The sequence below is a fragment of the Streptomyces sp. NPDC001002 genome (assembly GCF_053599215.1).
Genome location: NZ_JBSFLV010000002.1, coordinates 21,002 through 36,110 on the forward strand (window position 1 = coordinate 21,002; position 15,109 = coordinate 36,110).

General features: G+C 70.2%; 16 protein-coding genes. 9 read left to right on the forward strand and 7 right to left on the reverse strand.

The window, feature by feature from the left end:
• The first annotated feature begins 106 nt into the window (after positions 1-106).
• Positions 107-718, forward strand: a complete 612-nt coding sequence (locus ACWDR3_RS01450) for a DUF6542 domain-containing protein (RefSeq protein WP_450349848.1) — start codon at positions 107-109, stop codon at positions 716-718.
• 114 nt (positions 719-832) lie between these two features.
• On the opposite strand, the gene ppgK is transcribed toward ACWDR3_RS01450, so the two are convergent.
• Together ppgK and ACWDR3_RS01460 are read right to left on the reverse strand one after the other, a co-directional pair.
• A complete protein-coding gene (gene ppgK, locus ACWDR3_RS01455) occupies positions 833-1,588 on the reverse strand; it encodes a polyphosphate--glucose phosphotransferase (protein WP_450349849.1) in 756 nt (251 codons plus the stop codon).
• Positions 1,589-1,617: 29 nt separating this feature from the next.
• Positions 1,618-2,691: a 4-hydroxy-3-methylbut-2-enyl diphosphate reductase gene (locus tag ACWDR3_RS01460; RefSeq protein WP_450349850.1), complete on the reverse strand. Its 1,074-nt coding sequence runs from the start codon at positions 2,689-2,691 to the stop codon at positions 1,618-1,620.
• A 106-nt stretch (positions 2,692-2,797) separates the two neighbouring features.
• Between ACWDR3_RS01460 and ACWDR3_RS01465 the strand changes: the two genes are divergently transcribed.
• From ACWDR3_RS01465 to ACWDR3_RS01480, 4 genes are all read left to right on the forward strand, one after another.
• A complete protein-coding gene (locus ACWDR3_RS01465) occupies positions 2,798-4,168 on the forward strand; it encodes an APC family permease (RefSeq protein ID WP_450349852.1) in 1,371 nt (456 codons plus the stop codon).
• Between the two features lie 45 nt (positions 4,169-4,213).
• Positions 4,214-5,431: an exodeoxyribonuclease VII large subunit gene (gene xseA / locus ACWDR3_RS01470; RefSeq protein ID WP_450349854.1), complete on the forward strand. Its 1,218-nt coding sequence runs from the start codon at positions 4,214-4,216 to the stop codon at positions 5,429-5,431.
• Between the two features lie 10 nt (positions 5,432-5,441).
• A complete protein-coding gene (locus ACWDR3_RS01475; protein ID WP_450349855.1) occupies positions 5,442-5,681 on the forward strand; it encodes an exodeoxyribonuclease VII small subunit in 240 nt (79 codons plus the stop codon).
• A 266-nt stretch (positions 5,682-5,947) separates the two neighbouring features.
• Complete coding sequence (locus tag ACWDR3_RS01480) at positions 5,948-6,538, forward strand: malonic semialdehyde reductase (protein WP_450349856.1); 591 nt, start codon at positions 5,948-5,950, stop codon at positions 6,536-6,538.
• 71 nt (positions 6,539-6,609) lie between these two features.
• On the opposite strand, the gene ACWDR3_RS01485 is transcribed toward ACWDR3_RS01480, so the two are convergent.
• Positions 6,610-7,167: a DUF4245 domain-containing protein gene (locus ACWDR3_RS01485; RefSeq protein ID WP_450349858.1), complete on the reverse strand. Its 558-nt coding sequence runs from the start codon at positions 7,165-7,167 to the stop codon at positions 6,610-6,612.
• A 127-nt stretch (positions 7,168-7,294) separates the two neighbouring features.
• On the opposite strand from ACWDR3_RS01485, the gene glpX reads away from it, so the two are divergent.
• Positions 7,295-8,329, forward strand: coding sequence for a class II fructose-bisphosphatase (gene glpX, locus ACWDR3_RS01490; RefSeq protein WP_450349860.1), 1,035 nt, complete (start codon positions 7,295-7,297; stop codon positions 8,327-8,329).
• 68 nt (positions 8,330-8,397) lie between these two features.
• Here the strand turns inward: glpX and ACWDR3_RS01495 are convergent, their stop codons facing one another.
• Together ACWDR3_RS01495 and ACWDR3_RS01500 are read right to left on the reverse strand one after the other, a co-directional pair.
• The gene (locus tag ACWDR3_RS01495; RefSeq protein WP_123997989.1) at positions 8,398-8,775 is read right to left on the reverse strand and encodes a WhiB family transcriptional regulator; all 378 of its coding nucleotides are present in this window, start codon (positions 8,773-8,775) and stop codon (positions 8,398-8,400) included.
• A gap of 173 nt (positions 8,776-8,948) precedes the next feature.
• Positions 8,949-9,656, reverse strand: coding sequence for a DUF1707 SHOCT-like domain-containing protein (locus tag ACWDR3_RS01500; RefSeq protein WP_450349862.1), 708 nt, complete (start codon positions 9,654-9,656; stop codon positions 8,949-8,951).
• 167 nt (positions 9,657-9,823) lie between these two features.
• Between ACWDR3_RS01500 and ACWDR3_RS01505 the strand changes: the two genes are divergently transcribed.
• Positions 9,824-11,488: a fumarate hydratase gene (locus ACWDR3_RS01505; RefSeq protein WP_450349863.1), complete on the forward strand. Its 1,665-nt coding sequence runs from the start codon at positions 9,824-9,826 to the stop codon at positions 11,486-11,488.
• Between the two features lie 74 nt (positions 11,489-11,562).
• On the opposite strand, the gene ACWDR3_RS01510 is transcribed toward ACWDR3_RS01505, so the two are convergent.
• Complete coding sequence (locus tag ACWDR3_RS01510) at positions 11,563-12,027, reverse strand: PASTA domain-containing protein (protein ID WP_450349865.1); 465 nt, start codon at positions 12,025-12,027, stop codon at positions 11,563-11,565.
• 53 nt (positions 12,028-12,080) lie between these two features.
• Positions 12,081-12,650, reverse strand: coding sequence for a SigE family RNA polymerase sigma factor (locus ACWDR3_RS01515; RefSeq protein WP_450349867.1), 570 nt, complete (start codon positions 12,648-12,650; stop codon positions 12,081-12,083).
• 163 nt (positions 12,651-12,813) lie between these two features.
• Between ACWDR3_RS01515 and ACWDR3_RS01520 the strand changes: the two genes are divergently transcribed.
• The gene (locus ACWDR3_RS01520; RefSeq protein ID WP_401713425.1) at positions 12,814-14,199 is read left to right on the forward strand and encodes a class II fumarate hydratase; all 1,386 of its coding nucleotides are present in this window, start codon (positions 12,814-12,816) and stop codon (positions 14,197-14,199) included.
• Between the two features lie 83 nt (positions 14,200-14,282).
• Positions 14,283-14,978: a cytidylyl-2-hydroxypropylphosphonate hydrolase gene (fomD, locus tag ACWDR3_RS01525; protein WP_450349868.1), complete on the forward strand. Its 696-nt coding sequence runs from the start codon at positions 14,283-14,285 to the stop codon at positions 14,976-14,978.
• Positions 14,979-15,109 lie beyond the last annotated feature (131 nt).

Sequence of the window (15,109 nt, forward strand, 5' to 3'; positions counted from 1 at the left end):
GGCGTGCCCGCACCCGCCCCGGCTACCAGTCGAACGCTTGGCCAAGGTCCGTCCTCCGGCGTGTCCCGGAAGCGATTCGGCACATAAACCGACCTAAGTTTGTCCAGTGGAGCAACACAGGACGCGACCCCCGCAGCACGGACCGCGACGCGGCACACCCCCGCTGCCCCCGCAGGCGACGCGCGGCGAGAACGGCAGCGGCGGGAGTGGCAGGAGCGGCGGTGCGCGCCCGGCACCGCGTCGCCCGGCGAGCCGCCCGGCCGCCCGCCAGGCCACGCCCGTACGCCGGCCCGGTCCGCCGCTGGCCGATGCCGTGCGGCGGATGCCCAACCCGCGGCTGACGGGGCTGGGCGGCGGGCTGTTCTGCGGGGCGGTGATGTTCGTGCTCGGCTGCCTGGACGCGCTGCTGTTCGGGTCGTCCCTGACCGTCTACGGCGTGCTGTTCCTGCCGGTGTGCGTGCTGACCGCGTGCTGGGTGCGGCGGGGCGACCTGGTGACCGCCCCGGTCGTCGTCCCCATCGCCTTCGCCGTCGGCCTGCTGCCCGTCGCCGACAGCAACGGCGGGTTCCTCGGCCGCCTGATGGGCCTGGTGACAGCCCTCGCCACCCAGGCCGGCTGGCTGTACGGCGGCACCCTCGTCGCGGGCCTGATCGCCTCCGCCCGCAAGATCCAGCTCATGCGCCAGCGCACGGCGGCGGCACGGGCCGGTCGCCGGTGACCTGACGGGGGCGCCGTCCGGCAGCCGCCGGCCACCCACCGGCTCCCGCCTGCCTGACGCGAGCGCCACCCACCAACCGCCGACGGCGACCCGACCGAACCCCCGCCTACCGGCCTACCGCCCGCCGTCCCGCCCCGCCGCATGCATCGCCGCCCCCACGATCCCCGCGTTGTTCTGCAACTGCGCCGGGACGATCTCCGCCTTGATGTCCTCGATGAAGTGCAGGAACTTGTCGGCCTTGCGGCTGACGCCGCCGCCGATGATGAACAGCTCGGGCGTGAACAGCATCTCGACATGGGCCAGGTATTTCTGGACGCGGTGCGCCCAGTGCTCCCAGGTCAGCTCGCCGTCGTCCTTGGCCTTGCTGGAGGCGCGTGTCTCCGCGTCGTGGCCGTGCAGCTCCAGATGGCCCAGCTCGGTGTTCGGGACGAGGACGCCGTCCACGAAGACCGCGCTGCCGATACCGGTGCCGAAGGTCAGAAGAATGACCGTGCCCTTGCGGTCGCGGCCCGCGCCGAAGGCCATCTCGGCGACGCCCGCCGCGTCCGCGTCATTGACGACCGTCACGTCATGGCCGCCGAGCCGGTCGCTGAACAGCACGCGCGCGTCCGTGTCGATCCAGCTCTTGTCGACGTTGGCCGCCGTACGGATCGTCGATCCGCCCGTCACCACGCCCGGGAACGTCAGCCCGACCGGGCCCGTCCAGCCGAAGTGCTCGACGACCTCCTTGACGCCGTCCGCCACTCCGTCGGGCGTCGCCGGGTGCGGAGTGAGCACCTTGAAGCGCTCCTCCGCCAGGTCGCCCTTGTCCAAATCCACAGGGGCGCCCTTGATCCCGGACCCACCGATGTCCACACCGAAGATCTGCATGGCTCTACGTTACGACGATGGACTGACAGTCACTCAGCGGAGGCGGTATCCGTAACGGATCCCGCACCGGATCCAGTACCCGATCCCGTACCCGACCCCGCTCCGGATCCACCGCGCTCGGCGACCAGCGCGGCCGCCTCGTCCCGCAGGTCCCGGCGCAGCTCCTTGGGCAGGGAGAACGTGATGGACTCCTCGGCCGCCCGGACCAGCTCGACGTCCTCGAAGCCGCGCTGCGAGAGCCACTCCAGGACCTGCTCGACCAGGATCTCCGGCACCGAGGCGCCGGAGGTGACGCCGACCGTGGAGACACCCTCCAGCCAGGCCTCGTCGATCTCGTCCGCGAAGTCCACCAGGTAGGCCTCGCGGGAGCCGGCGAGCTTGGCGACCTCGACGAGCCGTACGGAGTTGGAGGAGTTCTTCGAACCGACCACGATCACCAGCTCGGCCTCCTCGCCCATCTGCTTCACGGCGAGCTGACGGTTCTGGGTGGCGTAGCAGATGTCGTCGCTGGGCGGCGAGATGAGCTGCGGGAACTTCTCCTTCAACGCATCCACCGTCTCCATGGTCTCGTCGACGGAGAGCGTGGTCTGCGAGAGCCATACGACCTTGGACGGGTCGCGGACCTCCACCTTGGAGACGTCCTCCGGGCCGTCGACCAGGGTGATGTGGTCGGGGGCCTCCCCGGAGGTGCCGATGACCTCCTCGTGGCCCTCGTGCCCGATCAAGAGGATGTCGTAGTCGTCGTTGGCGAAGCGGACGGCTTCCTTGTGGACCTTGGTGACCAGCGGGCAGGTCGCGTCGATGGTGGCGAGCCTGCCCCGCGCGGCCTCCTCGTGGACGACGGGGGCCACACCGTGCGCGGAGAACATCACGATGTTCCCCTCGGGGACCTCCTCCGTCCGCTCGACGAAGACGGCGCCCTTCTTCTCGAGGGTCTGCACGACGTACTTGTTGTGCACGATCTCGTGCCGGACATAGATCGGAGCCCCGTACTGCTCCAGGGCTTTCTCGACGGCGATCACGGCGCGGTCCACACCCGCGCAGTAGCCCCGGGGGGCGGCGAGCAGGACACGGCGGCCAGGCGAAGCAGTCATGGGAACCATCGTAAGGCCGCGCCCGACGGGTCAAAGATCGCCTCCTTGGGGAGACTGGCCGTGCGGTGGGAGGGGTGGGGAAGGACTCGACGGGCGAGGCACAGGCGGAGGCACGATGTCCGGGACCGGCACGGCGGCACGAACGGACGAGGCGGGGCACGACCTGCGACGGAGCCTGGGCTTCCGGGACCTCGTCGTCTACGGGCTGCTGTTCATCGCCCCGATGGCGCCCGTCGGCGTGTTCGGCACCCTGGACGCGAAGTCGCACGGGGCGGTGGCGCTGGTCTACGTCGTCGCGACGATCGCCATGGCGTTCACCGCTTTCAGCTACGCGCAGATGGTGCGGGTGGTCCCCCTGGCGGGGTCGGTGTTCGCCTACGCGCGCGTGGCGCTCGGCAAGGAGGCGGGGTTCGTCGCCGGCTGGATGGCGATGCTGGACTACCTGCTCATCCCGGCGGTGGCGTACCTGTTCTCCGGGATCGCGATGAACTCCCTGGTCCCTGAGGTCTCGCGCTGGGTGTGGACGGCGATCGCGGTCGTCGTCACGACCCTGCTGAACCTGTGGGGTGTTCGGGCCGCGGCCCGGGTGGGCTTCCTGGTCCTGGCGATGGAGATCGTCGTGCTGCTGATCTTCGTCGTGTCGGCCGTCGTCGTGCTCGCGCGGGACGGGGCCGAGCGGGGGTGGCTGTCGCCGCTGTCCGGGGACGGCACCCAGGGGGCGTTCGCGCTGTCGGCGGTGATCGGCGCGGTGTCGGTGGCGGTGCTGTCGTATCTCGGCTTCGACGCGATCGCGTCCTTCGCGGAGGAGGTCACGGGCGGCTCGGAGAAGGTCGCCCGCGCGGTGCTGTTCTGTCTGGCCCTGGCGGGCGTGCTGTTCGTGGCGCAGTCGTATCTGGTGGCGCTCCTGGAGCCGACGACGTCCGCCCAACTGGCCGCCGATCCGGGCAAGCAGGGGACGGCCTTCTACGACGCCGTGGACACCTCCGTCGGTACCTGGCTGCACGATCTGGTGGCCGTGAGCAAGGCGATCGGCGCGGCCTTCGCGGCGCTGGCCGGGCAGGCGGCCGCGGGGCGGCTGCTGTTCGCCATGGGCCGCGAGCGCAGGCTCCCTCGGGCGCTGTCGAAGACGGACTCCGGGGTGCCGCGCGTCGCGCTGCTCTGCGCGGCCGTCATCACCCTGGTCGCCGCGGTCTGGGCGGCCCGCCGGGACGACGGGATGGACCACCTGGTGTCGGTCGTCGACATCGGCGCGTTGACGGCCTTCACGCTGCTGCACGCGAGCGTGGTGAGCTGGTTCGCGGTCCGCCGGGCCGGCGGCCCGGTCGTCTGGTGGCGGCACGTGCTGATGCCGGTGCTCGGAGCGGCGATCACCGTCGCGGTCATCGTCGAGGCGTCGGGGACGGCCCAGGTGGTGGGTGCGGTGTGGCTGGCGATCGGGTTGGCGGTGCTGTTCGCGCAACGGCGGCGGGGGCCGGCGGCGGACTGAGCCGCGTCCGGCCCGTTGTCGGTGCCTGCGGATACGCTCACCTGCATGGCTCTCAACACGTCCGCGGAAGCGCCGCTCCCCGTCGGTGAGGTCTCCCGGCTGATCGGGGGGTGGATCGACCGGCTCGGGGCGGTGTGGGTCGAGGGGCAGATCACCCAGCTGTCGCGGCGACCCGGCGCCGGTGTGGTGTTTCTGACGCTGCGTGATCCCTCGTACGACATCTCGATCAGCGTGACCTGTTTCCGGCAGGTGTTCGACACGGTCGCCGATGTGGTGAGCGAGGGCGCGCGGGTCGTCGTACAGGCGAAGCCCGAGTGGTATGCGCCGCGGGGGCAGTTGTCGTTGCGGGCCACGGAGATAAAGCCGGTCGGGGTGGGGGAACTGCTCGCGCGGCTGGAGCAGTTGAAGAAGTCGCTGGCCGCCGAGGGGCTGTTCGCGCCGGAGCGGAAGAAGGCGCTGCCCTTTCTGCCGCAGTTGATCGGGCTGGTCTGCGGACGCGCCTCCGCCGCCGAGCGGGACGTGCTGGAGAACGCGCGGCACCGCTGGCCCGCCGTCCGCTTCGAGGTGCGCAATGTCGCCGTTCAGGGCGTGCACGCGGTGCCGCAGGTCGTGCAGGCCGTGAAGGAGCTCGACGAGACCGAGGGCGTCGACGTGATCATCGTCGCGCGCGGCGGCGGCAGCGTGGAGGACCTGCTGCCCTTCTCCGACGAGCAGCTCGTGCGCGTGGTCGCCGAGTGCCGTACGCCGGTCGTGTCGGCCATCGGGCACGAGCCCGACAACCCGCTCCTGGACTACGTGGCCGACCTGCGGGCCTCCACCCCCACCGACGCCGCCAAGAAGGTCGTACCGGACGTGGGCGAGGAGTACGAGCGCGTGCGGCAGCTGCGCGACCGGGCCCGGCGCTCGGTGCGGGCCTTCGTCGAGCGGGAGGAGCGCGGGCTGGCGCAGGCGCTGGCGCGGCCCTCGATAGAGGATCCGCACCGGATGGTGGACGAGCGGGCCGACCATGTCGCGTCCCTGCTCGACCGGGGGCGGCGCACCCTGGGGCATCTCCTGGACCGCGCCGACTCCGAGCTGACGCACACGCACGCGCGCGTGGTGGCGCTCTCCCCGGCCGCCACCCTCAAGCGCGGGTACGCGGTGCTGCAGAAGGCCGACGGTCATGTGGTCCGCGCGCCGGACGACGTGACGGCGGCGGAGTCCCTGCGGGCGCGGGTCGCCGAGGGCGAGTTCACGGTTCGAGTCGACGCGGGCGATGCATAGGGTGGGCGGAATGACCAGCAAGGTGGCGGAAGAGACGCTCGGGTACGAGCAGGCGCGGGACGAGCTGATCGAGGTCGTGCGACGCCTGGAGGCGGGCGGTACGACGCTGGAGGAGTCCCTGGCGCTCTGGGAGCGGGGCGAGGAGCTGGCCAAGGTGTGCCGGCGCTGGCTGGACGGCGCCCGGGCACGGCTGGACGCGGCGCTGGCGGAGGAAGAGACCGGGGAGACGGACGAGGCCGACGCCGAGTAGGCACGGCACCGAGTAGCGAGTACCGAGCAGGGGCGGCACCGAGCGGAACAACGGTGCCGCCCCTGCCGTATGCGCCGACCGGAATGGCCGACCACCGTGGCCGAGCCCGGTGGCCGACCCGCCAGCCGATCACGTATGTGAAGCGGATCACGTCACCCCGCTTTTTGTTGAACCTTGAACTTCATCTGGCGTACCTTCATGCCGTAAGCAGATCCGGACCGCGGTCCGGTTACCCGGTTCCAGGCTACCCCCGAGGAAGTTCACGCATGTCTCTCGCCCTTGACCCCACCGCCCAGGACCTGCTGTTCCGCGAGGCCCGCACCGCCAACACCTTCACCGACGAGCCGGTGACCGACGAGCAGGTGCAGGCGATCTACGACCTGGTCAAGTACGGCCCGACGTCCATGAACCAGTCGCCCCTGCGCGTCACCCTGGTCCGCTCCCCCGAGGCCCGCGAGCGCCTGGTGCGGCACCTGGCCGAGGGCAACCAGAAGAAGACCGCCGCCGCCCCGCTGGTCGCGATCCTCGCCGCGGACAACGAGTTCCACGAGGAACTGCCCACCCTCTTCCCGCACTTCCCGCAGGCCAAGGACGCCGTCTTCGCCGAGCGCCCGGTCCGCGAGGCCAACGCCGCCCTGAACGCCGCGCTGCAGGCCGCGTACTTCATCATCGGCATCCGCGCCGCCGGCCTCGCCGCGGGCCCGATGACCGGTCTCGACCTCGCGGGCGTCCAGAAGGAGTTCCTGGACGACGACCACACCCCGCTGATGGTCGTCAACATCGGCAAGCCGGGCGAGGACGCCTGGTTCCCGCGCTCCCCGCGACTGGCGTACGACGAGGTCGTCACCACCGTCTGAGAACGGCCCCGACACGCGTGAAGGCCCCCGGCACATCCGCCGGGGGCCTTCGTCGTACGTGGGGTGGCAGGTCACTCCATCTTCAGCGCCCGCGCCATCTCCGTCAGTTGCGCGTACGAGCCCGTGCCCGCGACCACCGTCGTCGCGCCCTTCTCCGACAGCACGAGGGCGTCGTAGCGACCGCCGGTGTACCGCGTCCAGGTGCGGCCCTCGATCCGCTGCGTGGCCTTGGTCGCCTCGGCGCCCTGGCTTGCGGTGTCTATGAACGCGCCCGGCTTCTGAGTCGACTGCTCGACCTGCACGTACTGACCACCGGGGGCGTTGAAGCCGAGGTGCCAGGCGTCGAACTCGTCGCCGCGGAAGCGGACGGAGGTCGCCTTCCAGCCCGTGGACAGGCCCTCCGGGGCGGCCACCGGATAGGAGGCGGCGCGGCGCGCGGTGAGCAGCTCGACGCGGTAGTCGACCGGCTTGATGTCCGGGGGTGAGTCGTCGTGCGGGATGAAGACGTAGATGACCGCCGCCGCGATCATGATCAGGCCCAGGGACAGAATCATGTCCCGGACCGTCTTCTGCCTGCCGGTCCTGCCGGTCGCGCCGGTCTTGCCGGTCTCGCTGTTCGAACCTGCCACGCGCCCCATCGTCGCAGGTGCCCGGCCCGCTCATCCGTGGGGGCCCCTGCTCATTTTGTCGGACTGACGATAGAGTCGATGGTCGAACCCTCATCCGGCCGTCGTCGTATCAGAAAGGTGCGCCTCGATGACCGAGCATCATCACTTGCCGACCGAACTCGAAGTCCCCAGCGAAGCCCCCGACCGCAACCTCGCCCTTGAGCTCGTCCGAGTGACCGAAGCCGCCGCGATGGCCGCGGGCCGCTGGGTCGGGCGCGGCGACAAGAACGGTGCGGACGGTGCCGCGGTGCGCGCCATGCGGACCCTCGTCTCCACCGTCTCGATGAACGGCGTCGTCGTCATCGGTGAGGGCGAGAAGGACGAGGCGCCGATGCTCTTCAACGGCGAGCGCGTCGGTGACGGCACCGGGCCCGAGTGCGACATCGCCGTCGACCCGATCGACGGGACCACGCTCAACGCCAAGGGCATGCCGAACGCGATCGCCGTGCTGGCCGCCGCGGACCGGGGTTCGATGTTCGACCCGTCCGCCGTGTTCTACATGGACAAGCTGGTCACCGGGCCCGAGGCCGCCGAGTTCGTCGACATCGAGGCCCCGATCTCGGTGAACGTCCGCCGGGTCGCCAAGGCCAAGCGGGTCACGCCCGAGGACGTCACCGTCGTCGTCCTGGACCGGCCGCGGCACGACGGGATCATCAAGGAGATCCGGGAGACCGGTGCGCGGATCAAGCTGATCTCCGACGGCGATGTCGCGGGCTCGATCCTGGCGCTGCGCGAGGGCACCGGCGTCGATCTGCTGCTCGGTATCGGCGGCACCCCCGAGGGCATCATCTCGGCCTGTGCCGTGAAGTGCCTGGGCGGTGTGATCCAGGGCAAGTTGTGGCCGAAGGACGACGCCGAGCGGCAGCGGGCGCTGGACGCCGGGCACGACCTGGACCGGGTGCTCACCAACGACGACCTGGTGTCGGGCGAGAACGTGTTCTTCGTCGCGACCGGGATCACGGACGGGGAGCTGCTGCGGGGTGTGCGGTACCGCTCGGAGACCGCGACCACCGACTCCATCGTGATGCGGTCCAAGTCCGGCACGGTCCGGCGGATCGACTCGGAGCACCGGCTGAGCAAGCTGCGGGCGTACAGCGCGATCGACTTCGACCGCGCCAAGTAGGGCCCCACAACGGCCGATCCAGAACGCGAAGGGCGCCCCCGGTGCGGTGGGGGCGCCCTTCGCGTGTGTCAGCCTGCCTGCGCTATGCGGCCCGACGCCCTCGCCGCCTTCTTCAACTCCATGTCGCGGCGGCGCCTGCGGGCCAGGACCACTCGGCGTTCCGCTGCGGTGAGTCCGCCCCAGACTCCGTAGGGCTCGGGTTGCAGCAGTGCGTGTTCTCGGCACTCGACCATGACCGGACAGCCGGCGCAGACGCGCTTCGCGGCCGCCTCACGGGAGAGTCGGGCGGCGGTGGGTTCCTTGGACGGTGCGAAGAACAGGCCGGCCTCGTCGCGCCGGCACACCGCCTCGGTGTGCCAGGGTGCGTCTTGGTCCCTGTCCCGCACTGGCACCCGCTGGGCCGGAACGGCAGCGACCTGCAGGGACGAATGCGGCGGTTGCAGCACGGTCTACTCCTGACGACGGCTTCGCGAGCGAGAGACGATGCAGCAAGGCCTACCCGCTGTGCGCGTGCCTATGCACTGAGTTCCGAACCGCTGGGAATCCAGAGGGCCTTGGTCCGATGCAGTCCCATCGCGGGTGGACCAACTCCCTCCGGAAACCGCTCGATTCGCAACCGTCAACGGTCCAGGTGCTTGCGCAAATTCTTGTCGACCTTGCGCTGAACCCGATCGATGATGTCCGCGACGAGCTTGCCGCGCTTCGCCTTGCCTTCGACATTGCCCAGTACGGCCCACCCGTCGACGTACACGACGGGCGCCTCCGGGTCCTCCGCGTCGAGGTTGTCCACCTCGAAGTTGCCGAGCACACCGCCGCCGGTGCCGCGCAGCGACACGTTCTCCGGGACGCGGATCTGGATGTCGCCGAAGACCGAGACGACCTTGATCATGACCTGTTGGTACTCGAAGATCGCCTCGCTGAGGTCTATCTCCACCGAGCCGAAGATCGAGTACGCGTGGATCCGGCGCCCCGCGCGCCAGCGGCCCTTGCGGACGGCGGCGCTGAAGACCGCCACGACGTTGTCGTCGGCCTCCGCCGGGACCTCGCCCGGGGCGGGGCGGTCGGCGGCGAAGGACGGGGCGGCACGGCGGTGCGCGACCGGCAGGTCCCGGACGAAGACCTCCAGCTCACCCACCGTCTTGGCGGCGAGCACGCCCTCGACCCGCTCGGCGTGCTCATCGGGCGTGAGCCGGCCCTCGGCGAGGGCCTCGCGCAGGATGTCGGCGATACGGTCCCGGTCGGCGTCCGAGGCGCGCAGCTCGACGACCTCGGGGTCGGCGGCACGGGGGGCCTTGTCCTGCTGCTGGGGCTGCTTCTGAAGGTCCACGACAGCAGCGTACCCAAACGCGATAGATCGCGACTAGGGGGTGTGGACGACCAACTCCGGCCAACTGAGGATTACCTCACAAGGACCGTGTCAGTGGCAGGTTCTACGCTGGTGGGCGCCCGCCGGCGTCGACGGGTGACCGTCTGTCGAGTGAGGAATGGGCTGAGATGCCTGAGTTCGCGTACACCGATCTGCTCCCCATGGGAGAGGACACCACCCCCTACCGGCTGGTGACCTCCGAGGGTGTCTCCACCTTCGAGGCCGACGGGCGGACCTTCCTCAAGGTGGAGCCGGAGGCGCTGCGCAAGCTCGCCGAGGAGGCCATCCACGACATCCAGCACTATCTGCGGCCCGCGCACCTGGCGCAGCTGCGGCGCATCATCGACGACCCCGAGGCGTCGAGCAACGACAAGTTCGTGGCGCTCGACCTGCTGAAGAACGCGAACATCGCGGCCGCCGGCGTGCTGCCCATGTGCCAGGACACCGGCACGGCGATCGTCATGGGCAAGCGCGGGCAGCACGTCCTCACCGAAGGTGAGGACGAGAAGGCGCTCTCCCGCGGCATCTACGACGCCTACCTGAACCTCAATTTGCGGTACTCGCAGATGGCCCCGCTGACCATGTGGGACGAGAAGAACACCGGGTCGAACCTGCCCGCCCAGATCGAGCTGTACGCGACCGACGGCGGCGCCTACAAGTTCCTGTTCATGGCCAAGGGCGGCGGCTCGGCCAACAAGTCGTTCCTCTACCAGGAGACGAAGGCGGTCCTCAACGAGGGCTCCATGATGAAGTTCCTTGAGGAGAAGATCCGTTCGCTGGGCACGGCCGCCTGTCCGCCGTACCACCTGGCGATCGTGGTCGGCGGGACGAGCGCGGAGTACGCGCTGAAGACCGCGAAGTACGCCTCCGCGCACTACCTGGACGAGATCCCGGCCGAGGGCTCGGAGCTGGGGCACGGCTTCCGGGACAAGGAGCTGGAGCAGAAGGTCTTCGAGCTGACACAGCGGATCGGGATCGGGGCGCAGTTCGGCGGCAAGTACTTCTGCCACGACGTGCGCGTGGTGCGGCTGCCGCGGCACGGGGCGTCCTGCCCGGTCGCCATCGCCGTCTCCTGCTCCGCCGACCGCCAGGCGCTGGCGAAGGTGACGGCCGAGGGCGTCTTCCTGGAGCAGCTGGAGACGGACCCGGCGCGCTTCCTGCCGGAGACCACCGACGAGCACCTGGACGAGTCCGACGTCGTCCGCATCGACCTCAACCAGCCGATGGACGACATCCTCGCCGAGCTGACCAAGTACCCGGTGAAGACCCGGCTCTCGCTCTCCGGCCCGCTGGTCGTGGCCCGCGACATCGCGCACGCCAAGATCAAGGAACGCCTGGACGCGGGCGAGGAGATGCCGCAGTACCTGAAGGACCACCCGGTGTACTACGCGGGTCCGGCGAAGACCCCCGAGGGGTACGCGTCGGGTTCCTTCGGGCCGACGACGGCCGGGCGCATGGACTCCTACGTCGAGCAGTTCCAGGCCGCGGGTGGCTCCAAGGTGATGCTCGCCAAGGGCAACCGCAGCAAACAGGTCACCGACGCGTGCGACGCGCACGGCGGCTTCTACCTCGGCTCCATCGGCGGCCCGGCCGCGCGGCTCGCCCAGGACTGCATCAAGAAGGTCGAGGTCGTCGAGTACGAGGAGCTCGGCATGGAGGCGGTCTGGAAGATCGAGGTCGAGGACTTCCCCGCGTTCGTCGTCGTCGACGACAAGGGCAACGACTTCTTCCAGGACCCGGCCCCCGCACCGACGTTCACGACGATCCCGGTGCGCGGACCCGGCCTCGCGTGACCGTGTGATCCTGTGACGGACGCCCGCCCCTGATTGGCGCAGGGGCGGGCGTCGTCGTTCCAGGTCGGGACCGGTCAGCCGGCGCAGAGCACGATGTCGACCGTGTCGCCCGGCTTGACGGCCTTCGGGGCGTGCGGGGAGACCCCGATCACCGAGCCCGGCTTGCAGCCCTTGACCGCCTTCTTGGTGACGCTGCCGAGCTTCGTCTGGGTCTTCTCCAGGACGGCCTTGGCCATCTGCAGGTCGTAGCCGCCGACCTCCATCCGGATGTGGGTCCCGTCGGCGAAGGTGTAGAGCAGCGTGGTGGCGTCGCTGTCGGCGGGGGTGGTGGCCGTGCTGCTGGTGCTCGACGCGGCCGGGGTCGAGCTGTTGCTGCTCGCGACCGAGGTGGCCAGGGCCGTGCCCCCGCCGGCCGCGATGAGCGCGGCGGCGACCGCCGCGATGCCGACGGCACGGCGGCGACGGGTACGGCGCTCGATCTGCGGGGCGTCGAACTCGGGGGTCTCGGCGGAGTCGGCGAGTCGGTTCATGGCGTTCATCAGTTCCTCTTCGAAAGATGTGCGGCCGGAAGGCCGTGCGTCGCCGTACGAGGTCATCGGATCCCTTCCGTGTGCTGCCGCCGGGCCGAAGGGCCGGAGAGTGCGGGGAACTGGCTTCTGAGCTTCTCGATGCCCCGGGCCAGCTGGGAGCGGACCGTGCTCGGCGTGATGCCGAGGTCGGCCGCTATCTCGCCGTCCGAGAGATCGTGGAAGTACCGGAGCACCACCACCGTCCGCATCCGCATGGGCAGTTGCTGCAGCGCGCGCACCAACTGGTCCCTGCTGTCCACCTGTCCGTACTCGTCCCCCGGGGCGACGGTGTCGCCGGTGTCCGGGTGCGGAGTCGTGGTCAGGCGGCGGAATCTGCGCCAGCGGTCGTTGGCCAGGTTCACCATGATCCGCCGGACGTAGGCGTCCGGAGCGTCCTTCGAGGCGATGACGCGCCACTTGCGGCAGGCCTTCTCCAGCGTCTCCTGGACCAGGTCCTCCGCCGCCTCACGGTCGCCCGTGAGGACGAGGGCGCCCCGGAACAACGCGGTCGATCGAGCGGCCACGAATTCCTGGAAGTCCGACGCCGGAAAACCCTGGGCCGGTAAGTCCGATGCCTTGAAGTAGGTCCCCACACGCTCCTCCCTTCCTGTCACCCCTTCTCGACGTGGACACGTCCGCTTCTGCTGCACGGCCGTACTGAGACCTGGGTCACAGGGCGGAAACCCGTTCGGGCGAAGTACGCGAAGAACGGCCCTGGTCCGGAACATCCGGGCCGCCCCGTTCGCTGTACCGGACATGAGCGACTACCGCATCGAGCACGACTCCATGGGCGAGGTCCGCGTGCCCGCCGACGCCAAGTGGCGGGCGCAGACACAGCGGGCCGTAGAGAACTTCCCCGTCTCCGGACAGCGGATCGAGCGCGCGCACATCGAGGCGCTGGCGCGGATCAAGGGGGCCGCGGCGAAGGTGAACGCACGCCTCGGGGTGCTCGACAAGGACATCGCCGAGGCGATCCAGGAGGCGGCGGCGGAGGTCGCGCGCGGGGACTGGGACGACCAGTTCCCCGTCGACGTGTTCCAGACGGGCTCGGGCACGTCCTCCAACATGAACACGAACGAGGTCATCGCGACCCTGGCGACGGAGCGCCTTGGCCGGGACGTCCATCCGAACGACCATGTGAACGCCTCCCAGTCGTCCAACGACGTCTTCCCGTCCTCCCTGCACATCGCCGCCACCGCCGCCGTCACCCGCGACCTCGTGCCCGCTCTGGAGCACCTCGCCGCCTCCCTGGAGCGCAAGGCCGAGGAGTTCGCGGACGTCGTCAAGTCCGGCCGCACGCACCTGATGGACGCGACGCCGGTCACGCTGGGCCAGGAGTTCGGCGGCTACGCGGCCCAGGTGCGGTACGGCGTCGAGCGGCTGCACGCCTCCCTCCCCCGGCTGGCCGAGCTGCCGCTGGGCGGCACGGCGGTGGGCACCGGCATCAACACCCCGCCCGGCTTCTCCGCGGCCGTCATCGAGGAGGTCGCCCGCGCCACGGAGCTGCCGCTCACCGAGGCCCGCAACCACTTCGAGGCGCAGGGCGCCCGGGACGGCGTCGTCGAGACCAGCGGGCAGCTGCGGACGATCGCCGGTTCGCTCACCAAGATCTCCAACGACCTGCGCTGGATGGCCTCCGGGCCCCGCACCGGCCTCGCCGAGATCTCCCTCCCCGACCTCCAGCCCGGCTCGTCGATCATGCCCGGCAAGGTCAACCCGGTCGTCCCGGAGGCCGTCCTCATGGTCGCCGCGCAGGTCGTGGGCAACGACGCGACGGTGGCCGCCGCCGGCGCCGCGGGCAACTTCGAGCTCAACGTGATGCTGCCGGTGATCGCGAAGAACGTCCTGGAGTCGGTCCGGCTGCTGGCCAACGTCTCCCGGCTGCTGGCCGACCGTACGATCGACGGCATCGTGGCCCACCGCGAGCGGGCCCGCGAGTACGCCGAGTCCTCGCCGTCCGTGGTGACCCCGCTGAACAAGTACATCGGGTACGAGGAGGCCGCCAAGGTCGCCAAGAAGGCGCTGGCCGAGCGGAAGACCATCCGCCAGGTGGTGCTGGAGGGCCCGTACGTCGAACGCGGCGACCTCACCGTCGAACAGCTCGACGAGGCCCTGGATGTACTGCGCATGACGCACCCGTAACCGATTGCGAACCAGAACCACAGTGTTCGTGAACCGTGACACGGACCGCAGCGTCGTATGCCTGTGGCACCTAATATCTGTGCATGGCAGAGGGCGGAGCGGTGAGAGCTGAAGCGGAAGCGGGCGGTTCGACGGGATTCTGGGCCCCCGGGGACCGGATCCTGTGGCGCTACCGGGAGAACGCGGGCCCGGGTTTTCACATCGCGCGCCCCGTCACGGTCGTGCGTGACGACGCCGAGCTGCTCGCCGTGTGGCTCGCGCCCGGCACCGAGTGCGTGAAGCCGGTGCTCAGCGACGGTACGCCGGTGCACCAGGAGCCGCTGGAATCGCGCTACACCAAGCCGCGCACCGTCCAGCGCGACACCTGGTTCGGCACGGGCGTGCTGAAGCTGGCGCGACCCGGTGAGCCCTGGTCGGTGTGGCTGTTCTGGGAGCCGGGCTGGCAGTTCAAGAACTGGTACGTGAATCTGGAGTCGCCGCTGGTCCGTTGGGCCGGCGGCGTCGATTCCGAGGACCACTTCCTCGACATCTCCGTGCACCCGGACCGCAGTTGGCACTGGCGGGACGAGGACGAGTTCGCACAGGCCCAGCGGGACGGGCTGATGGACGCCGAAGTCGCCGAGCGGGTACGGGAGGCGGGGCGTTCGGCGGTGGAGGTGATCCGCGCCTGGGGCCCGCCGTTCCGCGACGGATGGCAGCACTGGCGCCCGGATCCGTCGTGGGATGTACCGTCACTCCCGGAGGGCTGGGACCGTATGCCCGCGCACATGTCCACATGAGACCCTTGATGCGCCCCCGGTCCGCAACCGTAGGATCGTCCTCCGCAAGGGCGCGCAGTAGCAACTCCCGGAGCATGCGCTGGGCTTGACCGATCGTCACCGAGGGGCGGCAGGACGTGAGCGAGGGGTAC